Source organism: Saccharothrix lopnurensis (assembly GCF_042658445.1).
Classification (GTDB): domain Bacteria; phylum Actinomycetota; class Actinomycetes; order Mycobacteriales; family Pseudonocardiaceae; genus Actinosynnema; species Actinosynnema lopnurensis.
This window is the reverse complement of record NZ_JBHSQO010000037.1, coordinates 1-21,068: the sequence shown is the minus strand read 5'-3', so window position 1 is coordinate 21,068 and position 21,068 is coordinate 1. Positions and strand designations below refer to the sequence as shown.

At 74.7% G+C, this 21,068-nt stretch carries 18 protein-coding genes; 10 read left to right on the top strand and 8 right to left on the bottom strand.

Annotated elements, in window-relative coordinates:
* Nucleotides 1-4 precede the first annotated feature (4 nt).
* The 4 genes from ACFP3R_RS27625 to ACFP3R_RS27610 all read left to right on the top strand — a co-directional run bounded on the left by ACFP3R_RS27625 (nt 5) and on the right by ACFP3R_RS27610 (nt 2,046).
* Complete coding sequence (locus ACFP3R_RS27625) at nt 5-385, top strand: nuclear transport factor 2 family protein (RefSeq protein WP_380639872.1); 381 nt, start codon at nt 5-7, stop codon at nt 383-385.
* A gap of 34 nt (nt 386-419) precedes the next feature.
* Entirely contained in the window at nt 420-1,490 is a 1,071-nt protein-coding gene (locus ACFP3R_RS27620; protein ID WP_380639870.1) for a branched-chain amino acid aminotransferase, read from the top strand.
* A 140-nt stretch (nt 1,491-1,630) separates the two neighbouring features.
* Nucleotides 1,631-1,786: a hypothetical protein gene (locus ACFP3R_RS27615; RefSeq protein ID WP_380639868.1), complete on the top strand. Its 156-nt coding sequence runs from the start codon at nt 1,631-1,633 to the stop codon at nt 1,784-1,786.
* Between the two features lie 104 nt (nt 1,787-1,890).
* Nucleotides 1,891-2,046 carry a hypothetical protein gene (locus ACFP3R_RS27610; RefSeq protein WP_380639866.1) on the top strand — a complete coding sequence of 52 codons (156 nt, stop codon included), beginning with the start codon at nt 1,891-1,893 and terminating at the stop codon, nt 2,044-2,046.
* A 52-nt stretch (nt 2,047-2,098) separates the two neighbouring features.
* Here the strand turns inward: ACFP3R_RS27610 and ACFP3R_RS27605 are convergent, their stop codons facing one another.
* Both ACFP3R_RS27605 and ACFP3R_RS27600 read right to left on the bottom strand, forming a co-directional pair.
* Nucleotides 2,099-3,757 carry a family 43 glycosylhydrolase gene (locus ACFP3R_RS27605; RefSeq protein ID WP_380639864.1) on the bottom strand — a complete coding sequence of 553 codons (1,659 nt, stop codon included), beginning with the start codon at nt 3,755-3,757 and terminating at the stop codon, nt 2,099-2,101.
* 175 nt (nt 3,758-3,932) lie between these two features.
* On the bottom strand, nt 3,933-5,246 hold the full coding sequence (locus ACFP3R_RS27600) for a glycoside hydrolase family 6 protein (protein WP_380639862.1): 1,314 nt from the start codon (nt 5,244-5,246) through the stop codon (nt 3,933-3,935).
* 419 nt (nt 5,247-5,665) lie between these two features.
* Between ACFP3R_RS27600 and ACFP3R_RS27595 the strand changes: the two genes are divergently transcribed.
* Together ACFP3R_RS27595 and ACFP3R_RS27590 are read left to right on the top strand one after the other, a co-directional pair.
* On the top strand, nt 5,666-6,475 hold the full coding sequence (locus ACFP3R_RS27595) for a glycoside hydrolase family protein (protein ID WP_380639860.1): 810 nt from the start codon (nt 5,666-5,668) through the stop codon (nt 6,473-6,475).
* 17 nt (nt 6,476-6,492) lie between these two features.
* Nucleotides 6,493-7,233 (top strand): thaumatin family protein, encoded by a 741-nt coding sequence (locus ACFP3R_RS27590; protein ID WP_380639858.1) that lies wholly within the window; start codon nt 6,493-6,495, stop codon nt 7,231-7,233.
* A 48-nt stretch (nt 7,234-7,281) separates the two neighbouring features.
* Here the strand turns inward: ACFP3R_RS27590 and ACFP3R_RS27585 are convergent, their stop codons facing one another.
* The 5 genes from ACFP3R_RS27585 to ACFP3R_RS27565 all read right to left on the bottom strand — a co-directional run bounded on the left by ACFP3R_RS27585 (nt 7,282) and on the right by ACFP3R_RS27565 (nt 13,603).
* Nucleotides 7,282-9,783 carry a VIT domain-containing protein gene (locus tag ACFP3R_RS27585; RefSeq protein ID WP_380639856.1) on the bottom strand — a complete coding sequence of 834 codons (2,502 nt, stop codon included), beginning with the start codon at nt 9,781-9,783 and terminating at the stop codon, nt 7,282-7,284.
* The gene (locus ACFP3R_RS27580; protein WP_380639854.1) at nt 9,780-10,556 is read right to left on the bottom strand and encodes a MerR family transcriptional regulator; all 777 of its coding nucleotides are present in this window, start codon (nt 10,554-10,556) and stop codon (nt 9,780-9,782) included. The genes ACFP3R_RS27585 and ACFP3R_RS27580 overlap by 4 nt, the downstream gene beginning before the upstream one ends.
* Before the next feature lie 63 nt (nt 10,557-10,619).
* Nucleotides 10,620-11,291 carry a hypothetical protein gene (locus ACFP3R_RS27575; RefSeq protein ID WP_380639852.1) on the bottom strand — a complete coding sequence of 224 codons (672 nt, stop codon included), beginning with the start codon at nt 11,289-11,291 and terminating at the stop codon, nt 10,620-10,622.
* A gap of 73 nt (nt 11,292-11,364) precedes the next feature.
* Nucleotides 11,365-12,348 (bottom strand): LacI family DNA-binding transcriptional regulator, encoded by a 984-nt coding sequence (locus ACFP3R_RS27570; RefSeq protein WP_380639850.1) that lies wholly within the window; start codon nt 12,346-12,348, stop codon nt 11,365-11,367.
* Between the two features lie 46 nt (nt 12,349-12,394).
* A complete protein-coding gene (locus ACFP3R_RS27565) occupies nt 12,395-13,603 on the bottom strand; it encodes a helix-turn-helix domain-containing protein (protein ID WP_380639848.1) in 1,209 nt (402 codons plus the stop codon).
* Between the two features lie 179 nt (nt 13,604-13,782).
* On the opposite strand from ACFP3R_RS27565, the gene ACFP3R_RS27560 reads away from it, so the two are divergent.
* The 4 genes from ACFP3R_RS27560 to nrfD all read left to right on the top strand — a co-directional run bounded on the left by ACFP3R_RS27560 (nt 13,783) and on the right by nrfD (nt 20,294).
* Entirely contained in the window at nt 13,783-14,961 is a 1,179-nt protein-coding gene (locus tag ACFP3R_RS27560) for an MFS transporter (protein WP_380639846.1), read from the top strand.
* 85 nt (nt 14,962-15,046) lie between these two features.
* On the top strand, nt 15,047-18,325 hold the full coding sequence (gene fdh / locus ACFP3R_RS27555; protein WP_380639844.1) for a formate dehydrogenase: 3,279 nt from the start codon (nt 15,047-15,049) through the stop codon (nt 18,323-18,325).
* Nucleotides 18,322-19,224, top strand: a complete 903-nt coding sequence (locus tag ACFP3R_RS27550; RefSeq protein WP_380639842.1) for a 4Fe-4S dicluster domain-containing protein — start codon at nt 18,322-18,324, stop codon at nt 19,222-19,224. Before fdh ends, ACFP3R_RS27550 begins: the two co-directional genes overlap by 4 nt.
* Nucleotides 19,224-20,294, top strand: a complete 1,071-nt coding sequence (nrfD, locus tag ACFP3R_RS27545) for an NrfD/PsrC family molybdoenzyme membrane anchor subunit (RefSeq protein ID WP_380639840.1) — start codon at nt 19,224-19,226, stop codon at nt 20,292-20,294. Before ACFP3R_RS27550 ends, nrfD begins: the two co-directional genes overlap by 1 nt.
* A gap of 90 nt (nt 20,295-20,384) precedes the next feature.
* Here nrfD and ACFP3R_RS27540 read toward each other — a convergent pair.
* A partial coding sequence (locus ACFP3R_RS27540) for a SelB domain-containing protein (protein ID WP_380639838.1) occupies nt 20,385-21,068 on the bottom strand: 684 nt, incomplete at its 5' end.

The following is a 21,068-nucleotide window of genomic DNA, read 5'->3' as shown; positions in this document are numbered from 1 at the left end:
CCCCGTGACCACCGCCCTGACCACCCCGGCCACCACGACCGCCCTGGTGCACGAGTTCTACCGGCGCATCGACGCCGGCGACGTGCCCGCCCTCGTCGCGCTGTTCACCGAGGACGCCGTCTACCACCGCCCCGGCTACCCGCCGCTGGTCGGGCGGCACCAGGTGGCCCACTTCTACACCCACGAGCGGGTCATCGAGGAGAGCACGCACCGGGTCGAGTCGGTGGTGCGCGAGGGCGACCGGGTCGCGGTGCGCGGCACGTTCGAGGGCGTGCTGCGCGACGGCACCCCGGCCGGCTGGCGCTACGCCGAGTTCTTCACCCTCGCCGCCGACGACGACCGCTTCAGCGAGCGCGAGACCTTCTTCTCCACCCCCCTGGCCTGATCCCCCTTCCCTTCTGCCGCAAGAGGAGCCCGTCATGACCTCCGTCCTGAACAAGCCCGTCGCCGCCGCGCCCGCCGTCAAGTCCCCCGGCCACGGCGACGCGTTCACCAGCCACATGTACAGCCTGCGCTACTCCCCCGACCTGGGCTGGCACGACGGCGGCCTCCAGCCGCTGGCGGACCTCTCGCTGCACCCGGCGACGCTCGGCCTGCACTACGGCCAGGTGATCTTCGAGGGCATGAAGGCGTTCCGGCAGCAGGACGGCTCGGTCGCGGTGTTCCGGCCGTGGGAGAACGCCCGCCGCTTCAACCGCTCGGCCGCCCGCCTGGCGATGCCCGACCTGCCCGAGCACCTGTACGTCGCGGGCGTGGACGCGGTGGTCGCCGCCGACCAGGGCGAGCTGTCCGACGACCCCGACCACAGCCTGTACCTGCGCCCGCTGATGTTCGGCACGGACGCCAACCTCATGCTGCGACCGTCCGAGGAGTACCGATTCCTGGTGATGGCGTTCGTGGCGGGCGGCTTCTTCGGCGACGTGGTGCGCCCGGTGTCGGTGCTGGTGTCGCGCGACCAGGCCAGGGCCATGCCCGGCGGCACGGGCGACGTGAAGTGCGCGGCGAACTACGGGCCGTCGTTCGTGGCGCAGCGCCGGGCGCAGCAGGCCGGGTGCCAGCAGGTGGTGTGGCTGGACGCCGCCGAGCGCCGCTGGGTCGAGGAGATGGGCGGCATGAACCTGTTCTTCGTGCGCGGCAGCGGTCCGGGCGCGGAGGTGTTCACCACCCCGCTGACCGGCACCCTGCTGCCCGGCGTGACCCGCGACTCGCTGCTGCGCGTGGCGGCCCGCCTGGGCTACCGGGTGGCGGAGCGCCCGGTGTCGGTGGACGGGTGGCGGGCCGAGTGCGAGGCCGGGGAGATCACCGAGGTGTTCGCCTGCGGCACGGCGGCGGTGGTGACGCCGGTCGGGCGGGTCAAGGACGTCGAGGGCGACTTCACCGTGGGCGACGGCGAGATGGGCCCGGTGACCCGCAGCCTGCGCACGGCGCTGGTCGACCTCCAGCACGGCCGGGTGCCGGACGTGGACGGGTGGCTGCACCAGGTGCGCTGAGGTCCGGGCGACGCGGGCCGGGGTCCTCACCCCGGCCCGCCCTCCACCGCGCGATCGCTCAACGGGAACCGAGGTGTCCGGAGCGCTCCGATCGGGTAACCGGTGCCCAACACGGACCTCGACGAGATCGGGAGCGCACCATGCCTTGGGTCAGCCGGCACCGCCGTCGCCTGCCGCACAGCTTCTTCCGCACCACCACGGTGCAGAGCCACCACCGCCGACGTCCCGGCAGCGTGCCGATCGTGCCGATCGCCATCGTCGCGGGGATCATGCTGCTGCTCATCCTGATCTTCTGAGGATCTTCAGGGGCCCGCCGGTGGTGCGGGGGCCGGGGCGGTGACACCTCGTCGCGCCTCGGCCAAGAGGACCAGGGAAAGACGGATGCCCCCGTCGGCCGGCCGTGACTGCGCCCGGGGTCACCGCCGTCCTGGTCGACGATCCGCCGTTGCACGGCCGGTACGCGCTGGGCGGCAACCCCCGCGCGGCAGCAGGCCGAGCCGCCGTCGCGGTCGCGGGACCGGCCCGGGAGCGGGTCGGGGCGCTGGACTCCGCGTGACGGGGCGCGGCCCGCTCCCCCGGTCGATCCCGAGAGCGGGCCGCGCCACTGGTCAGCGGTGGCCCGACACGGGGATCGTGACCCGCACGGGCGTGCTGTGGCGCGGTCCGGTGTTGGCCACGTCGCGGTAGCCGCCGTCGGCCAGTCGGCGTTGGTAGGTCAGGGTGAGTCGGGCGGCCCGGTGGCCGGTGGTGGTGACGGTGACCTGGTCGCCCCGCACGACGACGGTCCCCGCGTCGGCCGGTCGCAGCACCGCGTGGACGCGGTTCTGCGGGTTCGCCAGGTCGAACTCGCCGCCGCGCGCGCTCGTCACGCGCACCGTCGTGGTCGCCGAGCCGCCGGCGCGCGGGCGCAGCACCCGCTCGTCGGCCCGCATCCCCAGCGGCCCGACCCCCGACGGCAGCGGTTCGTCCGATGTGGACGCGTCGATGGACACCTCCGCGCCGAGGTGCAGGCGCGAGGTGTACAGCGCGCGGGACGACGTGGTGGACGGCCGCCCGTGGTGGACGTAGTAGAGCTGCTCGCCGTCCGGTGAGCCGATGACGCTGCCGTGCCCGGTCGAGTAGAGGCCCTGGGCGGGGTCCTGGGACAGCACCGGGTTGGCGGGGCTCTTGCGCCAGGGTCCGAGCGGCCCGGTGGCCGTCGCGTAGCCGACGCCGTAGAACTCGTTCTCGTAGTTGTTGGCCGAGTAGGTCAGGTGGTAGCGGGGGTTGCCCCGCGCGTCGAGGGTCCGGATCGTGGTCGAGCCCTCGGCCCAGCGGCGGTCCTTCCTCTGCCCACCCGACTCGGCGTAGTCGTGGACGTGCGCGTTCTCCCACCCCTGCTTGTCGGAGCCGTGGGCCAGCACGGGGACGTAGCCGTCCTTGCGGACGTTCGGCGGGTCCTCCGGCGCGCGGTTGCTGTCGCGGTACGCGGGCGCGATGGCGGGCATGGTCCGGCCGGTGGGGTCGCGCCACCAGTCGCCGGTCAGCTCGACGGCGTAGATGTTGGACTCCTCGACGTACTTGCCGAGGTCGGTGTCCCACACCCAGTTCCGGTAGGCGTTGCGGGAGAAGTAGAGGTAGATCCGGCCGTCGGCGTCGAAGAAGACGTTGGGGTCGATGTAGGGGATGTAGGTGCCGAGCGGCGCGGTGCGGCCCTCCTCCTGCGTGGCGGGCGGCTTCTTCTGCTCGGCGTCCATGATCAGGTTGACGTCGTGGTAGGCCGGGTCGTACGGGTGGTAGTCCAGCGGCGCCTCGGCGATGTCGCGGAACGGCCCGGCCGGCGAGCGCGACACCGCGACACCCACCTTGCACGGCTCCTCGAAGTCCGCGTACCGGAAGTGCTCGGCCACGCCGCGGTTCATCCGGCCCGCGTAGAACAGGAAGTACAGGCCGGTGTCGGGGTTGTGGTAGACCTCGGGCGCCCAGAACCAGTCGTGCGCCCAGTCCCCGTCCTGCCCGGCGACCAGCGCGCCGCCGGGGAGCTGCTCCCAGGTGGCGAGGTCGGGCGAGCGGTAGACGGCGAAGTGGTGGCCGGGGTCCGCGCCCTCGGTGGAGTAGGCGTAGTAGTGGCCGCTGGGGCGGTCGAAGAGCACGAACGGGTCGGCGCCGGGGGTGGCGGCGTCGTTGTGGTAGGTCGCGTCGGTCGTCCGGGCCGGGTGGGCCGCGGCCGGGGCGGGCAGGAGGGACAGGGCCGCGAACGCGGCGACGAGCAGGGTGGTGCGTCGCATACCCGCCATCCTGCCGCCGACCGGGGCGCACGGCACCGCGGACCGGCGCTCCTTACCCGGACGGATTGCCTCCGGGCGCCGTCGTCGCCGCCGCCCCCGGCGCACGTGCCCGAGGGCCCTCGCGACGCTGCGAGGGCCCTCGGGGACGCGCCCACGACCCGGGCGCGACCGGTCGTCAGAGGCGCGGGTAGGCGTTCGCCACGAGCTGCCGGAACTGGGCGGAGAACCAGTGCCCCGACAGCGGGGCGTCGGCCAGCGAGCCCGGCCGGTTGTTGCCGTTGCGGGCGTTCCCGGTGTAGGTAGGGTCGCACATCCGGTCGAAGCCCTTGCCCTCGTCGTTCGGGATCTCCCGGCTCGCGCCGTCGGACTCGCCCGGCGGCTTGGCCCACACGTAGGCGTCGACACCGCTCGCCGGGTTCGCGCGCGGGCGTTCGCCGATGCCCGCCCCGGACTGGTTGCACCAGTTGCCCAGGTGGATGCGCCGGTCGTACCGGCCGCCGTCCACGTAGGCGTCGACGCTGGTGGTCGGGCCCTTGGCGGTCGGGCGCTGGGAGCCGCCCCACCCGTTGCGCGAGGTGTCGACCAGCATCCCGATGTTCGACGGGAAACCGGCGCTGATCAACTGCGTGCGGAACGCCTGGACGAACGACAGCTCGTCCGTGTACCGGTTCCAGTCGATCCACTTCGACTGGCGCACCGAGGTGCCGTTCACGGTGTCGTTGATGGTGAAGTGGTCCTCTTTGAGAACACCGTAGTTGGCCGTGTTCGAGATGAACCCGGTGACGTTGTTGACCGTGCTGCCCGAGGCGCGGGCGGCCTGGGCGAACAGCGTCGCGGAGGCGCTGAAGTTGTCGTCCCACCCGATCCAGCCGTGGTGGGCGGCGTCGATGTAGTTGTAGACGTTGCCGATCGCGCCGAGCTTGGCCAGCGCGTAGCCGACGCCGTTGACGTAGTTGCCGTTGGCCAGCATCCGGTCGCACATGGCCGTGGCGGTCGGCCGGCCGCCGACGTTGGTCACCAGGTTGGGCAGCGAGTCGATCTCGATGATCGTCACGATCCGCAGGTTGGCGTACTTCGACTCGCCCATGATCGCGGCGATCCGGTCGATGTACTCGGTCTTGTACCGGGGCAGGTCGTCCGGGCCGAGCTCGCCGTTGGACGCCAGCGCCGCGCAGTCGCGACCCGGCAGGTTGTAGATGACGAACTGGACCACCATCTGCCGCCCGGCGGCCTGGCTCAGCGCGTTGTCCAGGTGCGCGCGCAGGCCGCGGGCGCCCGACGTGCCGTTGATGGCGGCGATCCGGTCCATCCAGACGAAGGTCGGCTGGTTCGCGATGGCGGACCCGCCGTCGGCGCGGGCCTTGGCCGACCAGTCCGGGTTGACGTACACCGAGGCGCCGGCGTACGGGTTGTCGACCCGTGCCGCGGCACTGACGTCCGCGGTGGCCGGACCCGCGCCGAGCACCACCGCCGAGGCGAGGGCGACCACCGCCGCCAACGTGGTCCCGCGCCGGGGTCCCCGTTTCCAGGATCGCTGTGAAGATGACTTCACCGGCATCTCCGATTCCTGTTGGAGCACTGTGGCGGCGGATTATGGGACGCTCCCAATAAATGGACCGTAGCAGAGGCCGCGCAACCCGTGAAGAGTCTTCCGAAGCGCCGGACAACAACAGATCACGAAAGCCGGGCACCTCGTCGGAACAAAAAATTTCCCGTGATAAAGAATTCGACTCGAATTCGCGGTCGAACACCGACCCGCCTCGAAAAACGCGAGCGTTGCGCATGATCCCGCTCCCGGCCGGTTGACAGCGGTCCAGACCACCGGCCACCCTGGTGGAAGCGCTCTCACGTCCGTCGCCGCGCACGTGGTTCCCGTTCGACCATGCCGATCATGGAGGAACAAGGCGCATGCGAGGCCCACGACCACTGCTCGCCCTCGCCCTGGCGGCGCTCACCGCCCTCGGCGTGCTCACCACCCCCGCCGCGGCCGTCGCGACGAAGAAGGGCGTGAGCGTCAACAACCACCCCGGCGTCTCCACCGCGCTCGTCGACGTGCGGGCCGGCTGGTACTACACCTGGGCGTCCGACACGCAGGGCGTCACTCCACCGCCCGGCGTCGAGTTCGTGCCGATGATCTGGGGCGCGGGCGCGGTCACCGACGCCCAGCTCGGCCGGGCCCGGTCCCTCGGCACGACCCTGCTCGGCTTCAACGAACCCGACATGGCCGGCCAGGCGAACATGTCGGTCGAACAGGCGCTGGCCCTGTGGCCGCGCCTCCAGGCCACCGGCATGAGGCTCGGCGCGCCCGCCGTCGCGTTCGGCGGCGACCGCGCGGGCGGCTGGCTCGACCGGTTCATGAGCGGGGCCGCCGCGCGCGGCTACCGCGTCGACTTCATCCCGCTGCACTGGTACGGCAGTGATTTCTCGGCCGCCGCCACCGGGCACCTCCAGAGCTACGTCCAGGCCGTCCACAACCGCTACCGCAAACCGATCTGGCTCACCGAGTACGGCCTGATCGACTTCACCGGCCCGCAGCCGGTGTACCCGGACCAGACCCGGCAGTCCGACTTCGTCCGCCGCTCCAGCGCCATGCTCAACGGCCTCTCCTACGTGGAGCGGTTCGCGTGGTTCTCGCTGTCCACGCGCACCAGCCCGACCGGCCTCTACGACGGCACCACGCCCAACGCCACCGGCGTGGCCTACCGGTCCGTCGCCTGACCCGTCCCGGAGGAGCGATGCGCAAGTTCCTGTGCGCGGTGGTCACCGCGATCGCCGCCCTCGCCGTGGTCGCGCCGCCCGTCACCGCCGCGGCCGACCACACCGTCACCTTCGTCAACCGGTCCGGCCGCGCGGTGTGGATCGGCAGCACGGTCAACGCCGACGGCTCGCGCGCCCTGACCGGCCTGCCCACCCTGGCCCACGGCCAGTCGGCCACCATCACCATCCCCGAGTCGGGCACGCCGAACCACTGGCGCGGCAAGTTCTTCGCCCGCCAGGACTGCACCGGCACGTCCGGCAGCACGTTCCGCTGCCGGGTCGGCGACTGCGGCCCCCTGTCGGACCGCTGCACCACCGGCGAGCGGCCCGCGAGCCTGGCCGAGTTCAACTTCGACCGCAAGGACTGGCTGGCGCCCTGGTACAACGTCAGCTACGTCAACGCCTTCTCGCTGCCGATCACGATCGAGGCCCGGGACGGGGTGACGCCACCCGGCTCCACCGAGTGCACCGCCGTGGGCTGCCCGGAGGACCTGCTGCCGTACTGCCCGCCGGAGAACCTGACCCGGTGGGCCGACGGCAGGCCGATGCTGTGCACCAACCCGAACCGCGACGCCAGGACCGCCTACAGCAACGCCCTGTCCTCCCGCTGCCCCAAGGCGTACGCGTGGTCCCGGCACGACACCGAACCGGGCAACCAGGTCGTCCGGCAGTGCCGCCAGTGCACCGGTTTCACCGTCACGTTCCACCCGGTGGCCTGATCCGGTCGAACGGCGGGCCGGCACGCCCGGCCCGCCGTTCCCCCGGGGTCACCGCTTCCAGAACGGCTTGCGCCGACGCGGCTCGACCAGCGGCTCCAGGGTCGTGATCGCCAGCCGCAGCCGGCGCTCGACCTCCGCCGGGTCGGTGGTCGGGACCGCCAGCGCGGCGACCAGCCCGGTCAGCGCCCCGGTCAGCTCGGCGGGCGCGCCGGCCGCCTCCCACGCGGGCAGGTGGCGGGTGATCGCCTCGTGCAGGTGGCGCAGCAGGGTCCCGTGCGCGCGCGGGTCGTCCGCGCCGCGCAGCCGCGCCAGCACGTCGAGGAGGAACTCGGCCACGTTCGGGGCGGGCTCCGGCGTGACGGGCTTCGGCGGCGCGGCAGGCGACGGCGCGACGGGCTTCGGCACGGCGGACGGCCGCGCGGCGGGCGAGGGCCCGGCAGGCACCGGCCCAGCAGGCGAGGGCGGGGCAGGCGAGGGCGGGGCAGGCACCGGCGCGTCGGGCACCGGCCCGGCAGGCACCGGCGCACCGGGCCTCGGCAGGTCCGGCATCCCACCGGGCCGCCCCGCGCGCTTGCGCAGCACTCCCCCCGCCGGCGGCGCGGACATCAGGGCGGGCGCGGCGGCGAAGGCGGCGGGCATCCCGGCCGACGCGCCGTAACCACCACCACCCACCGACATGTCCGGCGCAGCCCAGCCGTCGGGCAGCTCGACCGGCTGCGTGACCCGCCGCACCCGCCCGCCCTCGTTCACCACGCGCTCGTCCACCGCCACGAACGCGGTGAACCGGGACAGCACGCCGAAGCGCAGCGACGTCTCCACGATCCGCCGCTCCAACTCGCCGGGGTCCCCCGCGCCCACGACGTACCGGTCCTCCAGGTCGCGCACCCGTGCCCTGGCCCACAGCGCGGTCAACCCGGCGTTGTCGCTGGTCACGGCGTCCAACCGCTGCCGCCAGCCGCCCGAGCCGGTGACCTCGACCCCGCCGGTCGAGCCACCCGCGTACCGCCCGGTGACCACCACCGGCGCGCCGGGGAACAGGTCCGGCAGCGGCGAGGGCGCCAGCGACGCCACGTCCACGGCCAGGCCGGCGGGTCGCACGTCCAGGCCGGTCAGCACGGGCGCGCCGATGCGGTGGTGGATCTGCCGCATGGCCTCGTCCAGCCGGTCCTCGGACTCGACCAGCTCGCAGCGGCCGGTGGAACCGGCGAGCCGTTGCAGGAACGCCGCGTTCACCGCCCGGTCGATGCCCACGGTGTGCACGCGCACGCCCGCCAGCCCGGTCGCGACCTGGCGCAGCAACCGGTCCTCGTCGCCCACCTGCCCGTCGGTCACCAGCACCAGCACGCGCTCCCGCCCGGTCTCCCCGCCGAGCAGCTCGGCCGCCCGGCGCAGCGGGGCGAGCATCTCGGTGCCGCCCCGCGCCTCCAGGCCCGCCAGGAACTCCACCGCGCGGTAGCGGTTGCGGTCGGTCGCCTCGGCGAGCCCGTCGGGCAGCGTCGAGGGGCTGTCCAGGTGGTTGTCGAACGCCAGCACGGCGAACCGGTCGCGCGCGCCGAGCGAGTCGACCACGCGGCTCGCGGCCCGGCGCGCCGCGACGACCTTCCAGCCGTGCATCGAGCCCGACCGGTCCAGCACGAGCACCACGTCCCGACCCCGCTCGCGCCCGACGCCCTCCGGCGGCAGCACGGTCAGCGCGAACGTGCCGCCGGTCCCGTCCTCGTCCGGGCGCACCGCCAGCGACGTGCGGACCGCGCCCGCGTCGGCGAAGCGCAGGCGCAGCAGGAAGTCCCGGTCCACCCGCGCGCCCGGCTCGACCGTGATCCGGTAGCCGGTGGCGGTCTCCTCGGTGACGGTCGCGTGCAGGCTGGCCGACGGCTCGGCGGGCGGCAGGCCGGCCGGGTCCACGTCCACCACCAGGGAGAGGCGGACCGGGTTCGGGAAGCCGGGCAGCAGCACCGGCGGGCTGATCCGGGAGGCGTCCGGCACCGCGTCGGTGTCCCGGGCGACGCCGTCGCCGACCTGGCCGCCGGGCAGCGGCGCGCCGGGGACGTAGCGGGGCGCCACGACCAGCGGGAGGCGGTACTCGGCGGCGTCGTCCTCGTAGGCGAGGACACCGGCCAGGGTGAGCCGCACGGTGACCCGCTCGCCGGGGAGGACGTTGCCGACGCGCGTGGTGAACACGCCGGGCCGCTCCTCCTCGGCGATGGCGGCGCGCTTGCCGTCGGACAGGGCCCGGTCGTAGTCGGCCCTGGCCCGGCCCCGTTCCTTGAGCACGCCCTCGACCACGCGGCCGTCGGCCTCCACGCGCAGGGCGGTCACCGCCGCGCGGGCGGGCAGCGGGAAGACGTAGGTCGCCTCCAGCGGCTCGTCGTGCGGGTTGTGGAAGGTCTGGGTGATGGTGGTGCGCGAGGCGAGGCCGGTGACGGTGGCGTGCACGTCCAGGGCCTCCAGCGGGAGGTTGCCGCGCTCGGTGCGCAGGCAGCCCAGGCCGTCGTCCTCGGTGGGCCGGTGGTCCCCGGTGGTCTCGACGACTCCGATACGGGTGGTCATCCGTTGTCCTCTCCAGTGGTCGGGGCCAGACCCGTGCGGGTGAGCAGGTCGAGCAGGGGTGCCGCGGCGGCGTGGATCGCGGCGAGGTCGGTGGCGTCGGGGACGCGGTCGGCGGTGTGGAGCACGAGGGTGACGCCGTCCGCGAGGCGCAGGGCGGGGACGACGGCGGGTGGGGTGGCCGGGACCTCGGCCGCCGGCGACCCGGCGGTGGGCGCGGTGTCGGCCCCGGTCCCGGTGCCGGAGAAAAGCGCGACGTCCGGCGGCGCTTCGGGCCGCTCGCGCCAGAACGCCGCGCTGCGGGCCGGTTCCGCCGCAGCCCCGGGCCGCCCGTTGGTCCCGGCAGACCCCGCGGACCCAGGCGGCCCGGCGGACCCAGGCGGCCCGGCGGACCCAGGCGGCCCGGCGGACCCAGGCGGCCCGGCGGACCCGGTCAACCCAGCCGGCCCGGCCGCCCCCACCACCCCCGCCAGTTCGGCCAGCCGCGCGTCGGACGCGCCGACCGTCATCCCCTGGATCTCCGCGATCGTGTGCCCGGCCGCCTGGAGCTTCTTGACCGCCACGACCTGGAGCAGTTGACGCCGCCCGTACAGCGCGGTGCGCCCCCGGTGCGCCACCGGCCGGTCCACCAGCCCGATGGTGGTGTACCAGCGGATGGCGCGACCGTTGGGCAGCTCCCGCACCCGGCCGCTGCGCTGGCCGTCGTAGTTGTCGGCCAGCAGCGCGGCGACCCGGTCCGGGAGCTGCTCGATCGTCCACAGCTCCTCGTCGCTCACGGGCACGATGCTGCCCTATCCATCTGACACTGTCAACATGACAGTGTCAGATGGAGCCGGCGCTCACCGGAGGGCGGCGGGGTCCTCCCCCGGCTCGGCGAAGTCGCGGCGCAGGTACCTGGCCCACCCCTCCAGGTAGTGGGCGTCCCGCGCCTCCGTGCGGCTGTGCCGCTCGACCCAGGTCGCGAGTTCCGCCAGGCCGCGGCGCAGGAGGGGCTCGTCCTCGTCACGCGTGATCGCCCGGTCCCACCACAGGGCGTGGACGCCGATCAGCTCGTGCAGGAACGGGAGGTCGACGATGCCGGCGACCCGCGCCGCGTTGACCCGGTCGAAGTGCCGCAGCACCACGTTGGCGTCCCGGATCGGCCTGCCCTGCGCCGGGTCGGCGTAGGCGGCGAACTCCCCGTCGGTGCGCAGCCGGTCCAGCGAGACCGGCCGGACCTTCCCCTCCTCCCGGGCCGCCTGGAGGCGCAGGAGCAGGCGGACCCGGGCGGCCTGCACGTCACCCGTGGTCAGCTCGGCGTGCAGGGCCAGCGCCCGGTCGACCCTGCGGTTCCGGGTGTCGGACAGGAGCGTGCCGGCGCCGAAGACCAGCGCGACGGTGACGCCCAGCGCCTGCACGCCGGTGGCCAGCGCCTGGTACTGGTCCGCGTTCAGGAACCAGATCGGCACGACGAGCAGGACGGCGGTGGCGCCGACGAGGGCGATCGCCGCCCATAAAAGGCTGCGCTGCATGGTTCTCGCTTCCGGACGGGGGCTCGGGAGGGTCGAGTATCGGGGATCGCCCGCTCCGCCGGGTCCGGAACGCTCAGGCGCTGTCGCGCAGCACCAGCGTCGACGGGTACAGCCGCTCGGGAACGCCCCGGTACCGGTCCAGCACCGCCGCGGTGGCCCCGGCGGCGATCTCCTCCACCGGGTTGGTGCTGGTGGTCAGGCGGCTCGGGGACGCCACCGCGAGGTCGTCGAAGCCCGCCACCGCCACGTCGCCGGGCACGTCCACCCCCGCCCGCCGCAACGCGCCCAGCGCGCCCAACGCGCTCAGGTCGCCCAGGGCGTAGACCGCGTCGGTGTCCGGCCAGCGGGCCAGCACCTCCAGCGCCGCGACCTCGCCCCGGGCCGCGGTGAAGTCGCCCGGCACCACCCTGACCGGGCAGCCCGCCCCACCCACCAGCCGCTCGTACGCGTCGACCGCCCGCCGGACGCACGGCAGCCACGCCGCCCCGGTGACCATCGCGATCCGCCGCCGACCGGAGGACAGCAGGTGCGCCACCACGCTCGCGGTGCCGCCGCCGTTGTCGACGTCGAACGCCGGGACCTCGCGCGTGCCGACGCCGATGGCCGCGACCCGGCCACGCGCCGCCCTCGGCACGGCGGCCAGCAGTTCCGGCGTCGGGTTGACCACCACGATGCCGCCGACACCCCGGTCCTCGCCCAACCGCGCCAGCGCGCCGGGGTCGTGCAGCGGCAGCCAGTGCAGCGACACACCGGCCTCGTGCGCCCCGGCCACCGTCGCCGCGGCCGCGACCACGCGCGCGACGTAGGGATCGGCCAGCACGTGCGCGCTCCGACCGCCGACGCCGATCGCGACCCGCGGCCCGCCCCTGGTGGCCAGGGCGCGGGCGGCGGCGTTGGGCACGTAGCCGAGTTCCCGCGCGGCCGAGGCGACCCGCGCCCGCACGGCGGCGGAGGCCGGGCCGCGACCGCTCAGGGCGCGCGACGCCGTCGCCGGGGACACGCCGGCGGCACGCGCCACGTCCGTCAGCTTCGCGCCGCGCCACGCCTCCCGGGCCACCGGGCCAGTGTGGCACCCGCGTGAGAGCGCTTCCAGGCTTGGTGCGTCAGACCTTGACGCCTGCCCAGCGGGCGAACCCGGCCAGGGAGTCGGTGGCGCGCCGGTCGGCGGCGGCGATGGCGTGCAGGGTCTCGCGGACGGCCGGGTGGTAGCGGGTCTGCTGGGGCGAGACGGCACGGGCTGTGTACAGCGATCGGAGGGCCTTCTCCCGGTCACCGTGCAGGACCCAGGCCCGCGCCACGTCGATGTGGTGGTGACCGATCCTGGTCGCGTCCTCCTTCAGCCCCTCCACGGGCAGGTGCGTCCTCTCCGCGCGGGCGACCGCCGTGGTGCCGTCCGACATCTCCACCGGCACCGCGACGGAGTGGATCTCCACATTGGCCCGGTTGGAGGAGACCTGGAAGTAGGGGTAGGCCGGCACACCCCGGGCGACGAGGCCGCGCGCCTCGTCGATGTGGGAATCCGCCTCCCGCCCGTTGCCCCTCCGCGCCTCGAAGATGGCCTGGCGCAGGTGGAGCTGGGCGACGACGGCCAGCCCCTCGGGCGTGCCCTGCTCACCGGCCAGCGCCAAGGCCCGGTCCACGCAGCGCATCCCCAGGTCGTAGTCACCCCGGTGGAGCTGCAAGGTCGACCGGAAGAACTGCGCGACCGCGACCCGCAGCGGATCGCCGGACCGCCGGGCCGAGTGGCTCATCCGGTCCCGGGCCAGCGCGGTCAGGTCGAGGTAGCCGAACCGGTAGGCGATGGCCGCCACGAGGCTGTACGCGTCACCGAGAAGCGCGTGTGCCGCCTCGGTCGCGTCGGCGGTCGACGACTCGGCGAGGTTCGCGTACAGGTGTTGGAGCAACAGGGGCAGGCGTTCGGTCATGAGGGTGTACCGGCCCCTGCGGCGCAGCGCCTCGCCCTCGTCCAGCGCCGCGCGCAACCGCACCGCGTCCCACACCGGTCCGTCGACCTCCGGCGCGTCGTAGCGGTCGAGGGCCCGGCGCAGTTCGGGAATCCCGGCGAAGTCCTGCCTCGTGTCGACCGTCAGCTCCTCGTAGGGCTGACCGGTCAACACCGTCACCTCCACCCCGAACGCCTTCGCGCAGGCGGCGGTGAACGACGGCGACGCCGGGGCGTGCCCCGCCTCCACTTTCTTCACCAGGCTCATGCTCACGTGCGCCGCCGTGGCGAGCTGGTGCTGCTTGAGCCCCAGCAACTTCCGCAGCGCGGCGACCCTCTGCCCGACCCCGCCGGCGGCGCCCTCGTCCACGGTCCAACTCCTCACGTCCGCTGCCGTCCCCAGCGTGGCAGCCCCGCCCCACCGGACCCAGTCCCCGATCGGGTCTTGAACCCGTTTTGACCCTCCAGCCCCCACCACCCCGAGGAACCACCGCTTGCGGTGGAAGCGCTTCCAGGCGTGGAGTTCCCCCAACCCCCGGAGGAGCACCCATGTCCGTCAGCACCCCGCCCGCTCCCCCGCGCCCCCTCGTGGTGGGCGTGGGCGTCACGTTCGCGCTCAACGGCCTCGCCGTGGCCACGTGGTTCGCCCGCGTGCCCGCCGCCCGGGACGCCCTGGGCCTCGGCGCGGGCGCCCTCGGCCTGGTGCTGCTCGCCCTGTCGGCGGGCTCCACGCTCGCGATGGTCACCGCCGGCGCGGTCACCCACTGCCTCGGCACCCGGCGGACCGTCCGGCTCTCGACCGGGGTGGTCGCCCTCGGCCTGGTGGTCGCGGGCACGGCCGTCGGCGCGCTGCCGTCGGTCGCGGGCGCCTCGGTCGGCCTGTTCGCCCTCGGGTACGGGTCGGGCACCTGCAACGTGGCGATGAACGTGGAGGCGGCCGAGGTCGAGCGGCTGCTGGGGCGGGCGGTGATGCCGCGCTTCCACGGCCTGTGGAGCCTGGGCACGGTGGCCGCGGCGGGGCTGGCCGCGCTCGCCGCGTGGGTGGCGCTGCCCGTCACCGCGCACCTGGTGGGCGTGGCCGCGGTGGTGCTGGTCGGCACCGCGGTCGCGGCCCGCCCGTTCCGCTCCCGGGACGGCCGGGCGGGCGGCAGCGGCGTCCTGGCGGCCTGGCGGGAGCCGCGCACGCTGCTGATCGGGCTGCTGGTGATGGTGCTGGCGCTCACCGAGGGCACCGCGAACGACTGGCTGGCCGTGGCGTTCGTGGACGGGCACGCGTTCGGACCGGCCGCGGGCGCGGCGGTGTTCGGGGTGTTCGTGACCACGATGACGCTGGGCCGCGTGCTCGGCACCACCGCCCTGGACCGCTGGGGACGGGTGCCGGTGGTGCTGGGCGGGATGCTGCTCGCGGTGGTCGGGGTGGTGGTGGCCGTGCTCGGGGGTCCGGCGGTGGCGGTGGCCGGGGTCGCGCTGTGGGGCCTGGGCACGTCGCTGGGCTTCCCGGTGGGCGTGAGCGCCGCCGCCGACGACCCGGAGCGCGCGGCGGCTCGGGTGAGCGTGGTGGCGCTCATCGGCTACACCGCGTTCCTCGCGGGCCCGCCGGTCGTGGGGCTGCTCGGCGACCAGGTGGGGGTGCTGCGGGCCCTGCTGGTCGTGCCGCTGCTGCTGGTCCCGGCGCTGGCCCTGGTGCCGGTGCTGCGGCCGGCCGGGGCGGTGGAGCCGGGGAGGTGAAGCGGGCGGCGGTGGAGCCGGTCCGCCGAGGTGCGGCCCCCGCGCGGAGGTGCCAGCATGGTTGCCGTAGGCATCGGAGGTGGGCGTGGGACCGAGGCGGTGGCTGTCCTCCTGGCCGGTGTTCCGGCAGCTCACCGGGCCCGACCCGCTGGGCCGGGGCAAGGCCGCGCAGTCCGACCGCTCCGCCGACCTGCGCGCCCGCACCGCCGACGCCGACCACGTCGCCAAGTCCGTCTGCCCCTACTGCGCGGTGGGCTGCGGGCAGCGCGTCTACGTGGCCGACGGCGAGGTGCTCCAGGTCGAGGGCGACCCGGACAGCCCGATCTCGCGCGGCCGCCTGTGCCCCAAGGGCTCGGCCAGCACCCAGCTCGTGACCGGGCCGCAGCGCGCCCGCAAGGTCCTCTACCGCCCGCCCTACGGCACCGAGTGGCAGGAGCTGGCCCTCGACCGGGCCGTGGAGATGGTGGCCGACCGGGTCCTGGACGCCCGCGACCGGGGCTGGCAGGACGTGGACGAGAACGGCGACCGCGTCCGCCGCACGCTCGGGTTCGCGAGCCTCGGCGGCGCGACCCTGGACAACGAAGAGAACTACCTGATCAAGAAGCTGTTCACCGCGCTCGGCGCCCTCCAGATCGAGAACCAGGCGCGTATTTGACACTCCGCCACGGTTCCCGGTCTGGGAGCCTCCTTCGGTCGCGGCGGCGCGACGGACTACCAGCAGGACCTGGTCAACTCCGACGTGATCGTCATCATGGGCTCCAACATGGCCGAGGCCCACCCCGTGGGCTTCCAGTGGGTCGTGGAGGCCAAGGAGCGCGGTGCGAGGGTTTTGCACATCGACCCGCGGTTCACCCGCACCAGCGCGCACGCGGACGTCCACGTGCCGCTGCGCGCGGGCAGCGACATCGCGTTCCTCGGCGGGGTGATCAACCACGTCCTGACCAACGGGCTGGACTTCCGCGAGTACGTGGTGCCCTACACCAACGCCTCCTTCCTGGTGAGCGAGGACTTCCGGGACACCGAGGACCTGGACGGGCTGTTCAGCGGCTACGACGAGGCGACCGCCTCCTACGACCCGACCTCGTGGCAGTACGAGACGGTGGACCGCGAGGAGTCCGCCGAGCAGCACGACGGGCCCTCCGGCGACAAGGAGCGGTCCACGCCCTACCAGCACGGCAGCGGCGGGCCGAAGGTCGAGGGCGGCAGCGACCCCATCGCCGCCGATCCGACCCTCCAGCACCCCAGGTGCGTCTACCAGGTGCTCAAGCGGCACTTCAGCCGCTACACCCCGGAGGTCGTGGCGCGCGTCTGCGGTGTGTCCGAGGAGCTGTTCCGCGCGGTCTGCGAGCTGTGGACGGCCAACTCCGGCCGCGAGCGCACCGGCGCGCTGGTCTACAGCGTCGGCTGGACCCAGCACAGCACGGGCGCCCAGTGCATCCGCGCGGGCGCGATCATCCAGCTGCTGCTGGGCAACATCGGCCGGCCCGGCGGCGGTGTGTTCGCGCTGCGCGGCCACGCGAGCATCCAGGGCTCCACCGACATCCCGACGCTGTTCAACCTGCTGCCCGGCTACCTGCCGATGCCGACGCCCGAGCACACCGACCTGGCCACCTACGTGGAGGACATCCGCGCCGACCACCAGAAGGGCTTCTGGCGCAACGCCGACACCTACGCCGTCTCGCTGCTCAAGGAGTACTGGGGCGACGAGGCGACCGCCGAGAACGACTACTGCTTCGACTACCTGCCGCGCATCACCGGCGACCACGGCACGTACCGCACGGTCATGGACATGGTCGACGGCAAGGTCTTCGGCTACTTCCTGCTCGGCCAGAACCCGGCGGTGGGCTCCGCGCACGGCCGGCTCCAGCGCCTGGGCATGGCCAACCTCGACTGGCTCGTGGTCCGCGACCTGACCATGATCGAGTCGGCGAGCTTCTGGAAGGACTCCCCCGAGGTCGAGACCGGCGAGATCGCGCCGGAGCGGTGCCGCACCGAGGTGTTCTTCTTCCCCGCCGCCTCGCACGTGGAGAAGGAGGGCACGTTCACCCAGACCCAGCGGATGCTCCAGTGGCGCGAGAAGGCCGTGGAGCCGAAGGGTGACCAGCGCTCCGAGCTGTGGTTCTTCTACCACCTGGGCCGGCTGCTCAAGGAGCGGCTGGCGGGCTCCACCGCCGAGCGCGACCGGCCGCTGCTGGACCTGTGGTGGGACTACGAGGTGGTCGGCGACGAGCCGCAGGCCGACGACGTGCTGCGCCGCGTCAACGGCGTCGACCTGACCACCGGCCGCCCCGTGGACGGCTACACCGAGCTGCGGGCCGACGGCACCACCGCCGCCGGCTGCTGGATCTACAGCGGCGTCTACGCCGACGGCGTCAACCAGGCCGCCCGCCGCACACCGGGGCAGGAGCAGGACCTCTACGCCCCCGAGTGGGGCTGGGCGTGGCCGATGAACCGCCGCGTGCTCTACAACCGCGCCTCCGCCGACCCGCGGGGGCGGCCGTGGAGCGAGCGCAAGGCGCTGGTCTGGTGGGACGCCGAGCGCGGCGAGTGGACCGGCCACGACGTGCCGGACTTCGAGCGCGCCAAGCCGCCGGACCACGTGCCGCCGCCGGACGCGGTCGGCCCGGACGCGCTGCGCGGCGACGACCCGTTCATCATGCAGGCCGACGGCAAGGGCTGGCTGTTCGCGCCCAGCGGCCTGGCCGACGGCCCGATGCCGACGCACTACGAGCCGCACGAGTCGCCGGTGCGCAACGCGATCCACCCGCAGCAGGGCAACCCGACGCGCAAGGTCTACGGGCGGCCGGACAACCCCTCGAACCCGGCCCCGCCCGAGCCGCACGGCGAGGTGTTCCCGTACGTGCTGACCACGGCCCGGCTCACCGAGCACCACACCGCGGGCGGCATGAGCCGGACCCTGCCGCACCTGGCCGAGCTGCAACCGGAGCTGTTCGTGGAGGTGTCGCCGGACCTGGCCCGGGAACGCGGGCTGGAGCACCTGGGCTGGGCGCACGTGGTCACCAGCCGCGCCGCCGTGGAGGCGCGCGTGGTGGTCACCGGGCGGATGCGGTCCCTGCCGGTGCACGACCGCCTGGTGCACCAGGTGTGGCTGCCCTACCACTGGGGCGCCACGGGGCTGGTGACCGGCGACTCGCCGAACGACCTGTTCGGCGTCGTGGTCGACCCGAACGTGTTCATCCAGGAGTCCAAGGTGGCGACCTGCGACGTGCGGCCGGGCCGCCGCCCGCGCGGGCCCGCGCTGCTCTCGTACCTGGAGGGCTACCGGCGGCGGGCCGGGATCACCGCCGAGACCGGCACGCACGTCCACACCACCGGTCCGGCGCACACCGAGGAGGACTCGTGACCGAGAACCGGCTGTCCGGGCCGCTGCCCGACGTGGCGGGCGAGGCCGGGTACGACGCCGACCACCCGCCGCGCGTGGGGTTCTTCACCGACACCTCGGTGTGCATCGGGTGCAAGGCGTGCGAGGTGGCGTGCAAGGAGTGGAACCACGTGCCGGAGGCGGGCTTCGACCTGCTGGGCATGTCCTTCGACAACACCGGGCACCTCAACGCGAACGCGTGGCGGCACGTGGCGTTCGTGGAGCAGCAGCGGCCCGCGCCCGAGCCGGCGGCGCGGGACCTGGGGATGCCGTCGTTCGACCGGCCCGGCACCGCGACCGGGCCGGAGGCGCGCACCGACTTCCGGTGGCTGATGGCCTCGGACGTGTGCAAGCACTGCACGCACGCGGGCTGCCTGGACGTGTGCCCGACCGGGGCGCTGTTCCGCACCGAGTTCGGCACGGTCGTGGTGCAGCAGGACATCTGCAACGGGTGCGGCTACTGCGTGTCCGGCTGCCCCTACGGGGTGATCCAGCGCCGCGAGGGCGACGGGCGGGCACAGAAGTGCACGCTGTGCTACGACCGGCTGCGGGTGGGCGAGGAACCCGCCTGCGCCCAGGCGTGCCCGACGGACTCCATCCAGTTCGGCGAGCTGGACGAGCTGCGCGAGCGGGCCGCGGCGCGGGTCGAGCGGCTGCGGGAGCGCGGCGAGGTCGGGGCCCGGCTGTACGGGGCGGACCCCGAGGACGGCGTGGGCGGCAACGGCGCGTTCTTCCTGCTGCTGGACGAGCCGGAGGTGTACGGGCTGCCGCCGGACCCGGTGGTGCCGACCCGCGACCTGCCCGCGATGTGGAAGCGGGCCGGGCTGGCGGCGGCGGCGTTCGCCGCGGCGGCGGTCGTGGCGTTCGCGGGAGGGCGTTGATGGCGCCCGGTGGTGGCGGCGGCGGTCGCGGTGGTGGCGGCGGCGGTCGCGGTGGCGGTCGGCGTGATGGGTCCGTGGTGCCCGAGGCGGAGTTCCGCTCCTACTACGGCCGGCCGGTGCTCCAGGAGCCCGCGTGGGAGTGGCCGGTGCCCGCCTACCTGTTCGCGGGCGGGGTGTCGGCGGGCTCGACGCTGCTCGCGGTGGGCGCGGACCTCACCGGGCGGCCCGCGCTGCGGCGGGCCGGGCGGCTGGGCGCGCTGGTGTCGCTGGGCGCCGGGATGGTGTTCCTGGTGATGGACCTGGGGCGGCCGGAGCGCTTCCTGCACATGCTGCGGGTCGCCAAGCCGACCTCGCCGATGAGCGTGGGCACGTGGTTCCTGGTCGCCTACGGTCCCGGCGTGGGCGTCGCCGCGGTGGCCGAGGTGCTGCCCGCGCGGTGGCGGCTGGGCCGGCTGCTGAGGTGGGCGGCCCGACCGGCGGGGATGTCGTCGGCGGCGCTCGCGCCCGCCGTGGCCTCCTACACCGCCGTGCTGCTGTCGCAGACGGCCGTGCCCGCGTGGCACGAGGCGCACCCGCACCTGCCGTTCGTGTTCACCGGGTCGGCGGCGGCCGCGTCCGGTGGGCTGGGCATGGTGTGCGCGCCGGTGGCGCAGGCCGGTCCGGCGCGGGTGTTCGCCGTGCTCGGCGGGGCCGCGGAGCTGGTGGCGTCCCGGGTCATGGAGTCGCGGTTGGGGCTGGTGCGCGAGGCGTACGAGTCGGGGCGGCCGGGGAGGCTGCGGCGGTGGTCGGAGCTGCTGACCGCCGGTGGTGTGCTGGGAGCGGCGCTGGGCGGGCGGCGGAGCCGGGCGGTGGCCGTGGTGTCCGGGTTGGCGTTGGTGGCGGGCAGCGCCTTGCAGCGGTTCGGGGTGTTCGAGGCCGGGGTGGCGTCCACGCGGGACCCGAAGTACGTGGTGGTGCCGCAGCGGGAGCGGGCGGCGCGGCGGGACGCGGACCTGGTGCGGGAGGCCGTGGGGCAGGACGGGGTCGGGCAGGACGGGGTTGTGGAGGACGGGGCGGATCGGCGGGTGTGATCGGCAGGCGTGACCGGCGGGCGGAGCTGGGGGCGGGGCCAGCAGGCGTGACCGGCGGAGACGACCTTCAGCCCGCCGATCCCCCCGGCGTCACGGCACCACCCGCGTGTGGTCCGGCAGCCGACGGGTCAGGCCCAGCGAGTCCAGCAGCTCCAGCAGCGGCACCGCGACCCGCCGGGTGGTGCCCAGCGCCTGCTTGGCCCCGGTGGCGGTGAACGGCGCGGGCAGCCCGGCCAGCACCTCGGCCGCGCGGCGCGGTGCGTCGGGGGCGAGCACCACGCCGTCGGCCACGCGCAGGAGCCGGCCCACCCGCACCGCCGCCGCGACCTCCCTGCCGCCCAGCCCGAGTTCCGCGAGCCGCGCCGCGTCGGGGGCCCGGAACGGGTCGCGCGCCAGGTCCGCCTCCACCGCCGCCACGGCCCGTTCCACGGCGGGCGGCAGGGTCGGCGCGGCGGGCACCCGGCCGGTCACCACGTGCGGCACCAGCTCCGCCACCACCTCGGCCGGCGCGCCCAGCCGGCGGGCCAGCACCTCCACCGGCACGCCGGGGTCCAGCGGGTGCTCGCGCCGCCACTCGTCGACCGCCTCGGGGACACGCCGCGCCAGCTCGGCCCGGTGACCGGGGTCGACCCGCCACCGCCCCACCGGCTCGCCCACGTCGCCGAAGCCCAGCGCCCGCAGCTCGCTCGCGGCGACCACGCCCCGCGCCCGCAGGTGGGCGGCCGCCCCGTCGCCGGCCAGGTCCGCGCCGCGCCGCCCGGCCCCCCCCCGCCC

Bases quoted from the DNA above. Each gene is read 5' to 3' on its own strand.
- nrfD (WP_380639840.1), top strand. From the start codon at position 19,224: ATGGCGCCCGGTGGTGGCGGCGGCGGTCGCGGTGGTGGCGGCGGCGGT.
- ACFP3R_RS27595 (WP_380639860.1), top strand. From the start codon at position 5,666: ATGCGAGGCCCACGACCACTGCTCGCCCTCGCCCTGGCGGCGCTCACC.
- ACFP3R_RS27605 (WP_380639864.1), bottom strand. From the start codon at position 3,757: ATGCGACGCACCACCCTGCTCGTCGCCGCGTTCGCGGCCCTGTCCCTC.
- ACFP3R_RS27615 (WP_380639868.1), top strand. From the start codon at position 1,631: ATGCCTTGGGTCAGCCGGCACCGCCGTCGCCTGCCGCACAGCTTCTTC.
- ACFP3R_RS27590 (WP_380639858.1), top strand. From the start codon at position 6,493: ATGCGCAAGTTCCTGTGCGCGGTGGTCACCGCGATCGCCGCCCTCGCC.
- ACFP3R_RS27585 (WP_380639856.1), bottom strand. From the start codon at position 9,783: ATGACCACCCGTATCGGAGTCGTCGAGACCACCGGGGACCACCGGCCC.
- ACFP3R_RS27560 (WP_380639846.1), top strand. From the start codon at position 13,783: ATGTCCGTCAGCACCCCGCCCGCTCCCCCGCGCCCCCTCGTGGTGGGC.
- ACFP3R_RS27575 (WP_380639852.1), bottom strand. From the start codon at position 11,291: ATGCAGCGCAGCCTTTTATGGGCGGCGATCGCCCTCGTCGGCGCCACC.
- ACFP3R_RS27620 (WP_380639870.1), top strand. From the start codon at position 420: ATGACCTCCGTCCTGAACAAGCCCGTCGCCGCCGCGCCCGCCGTCAAG.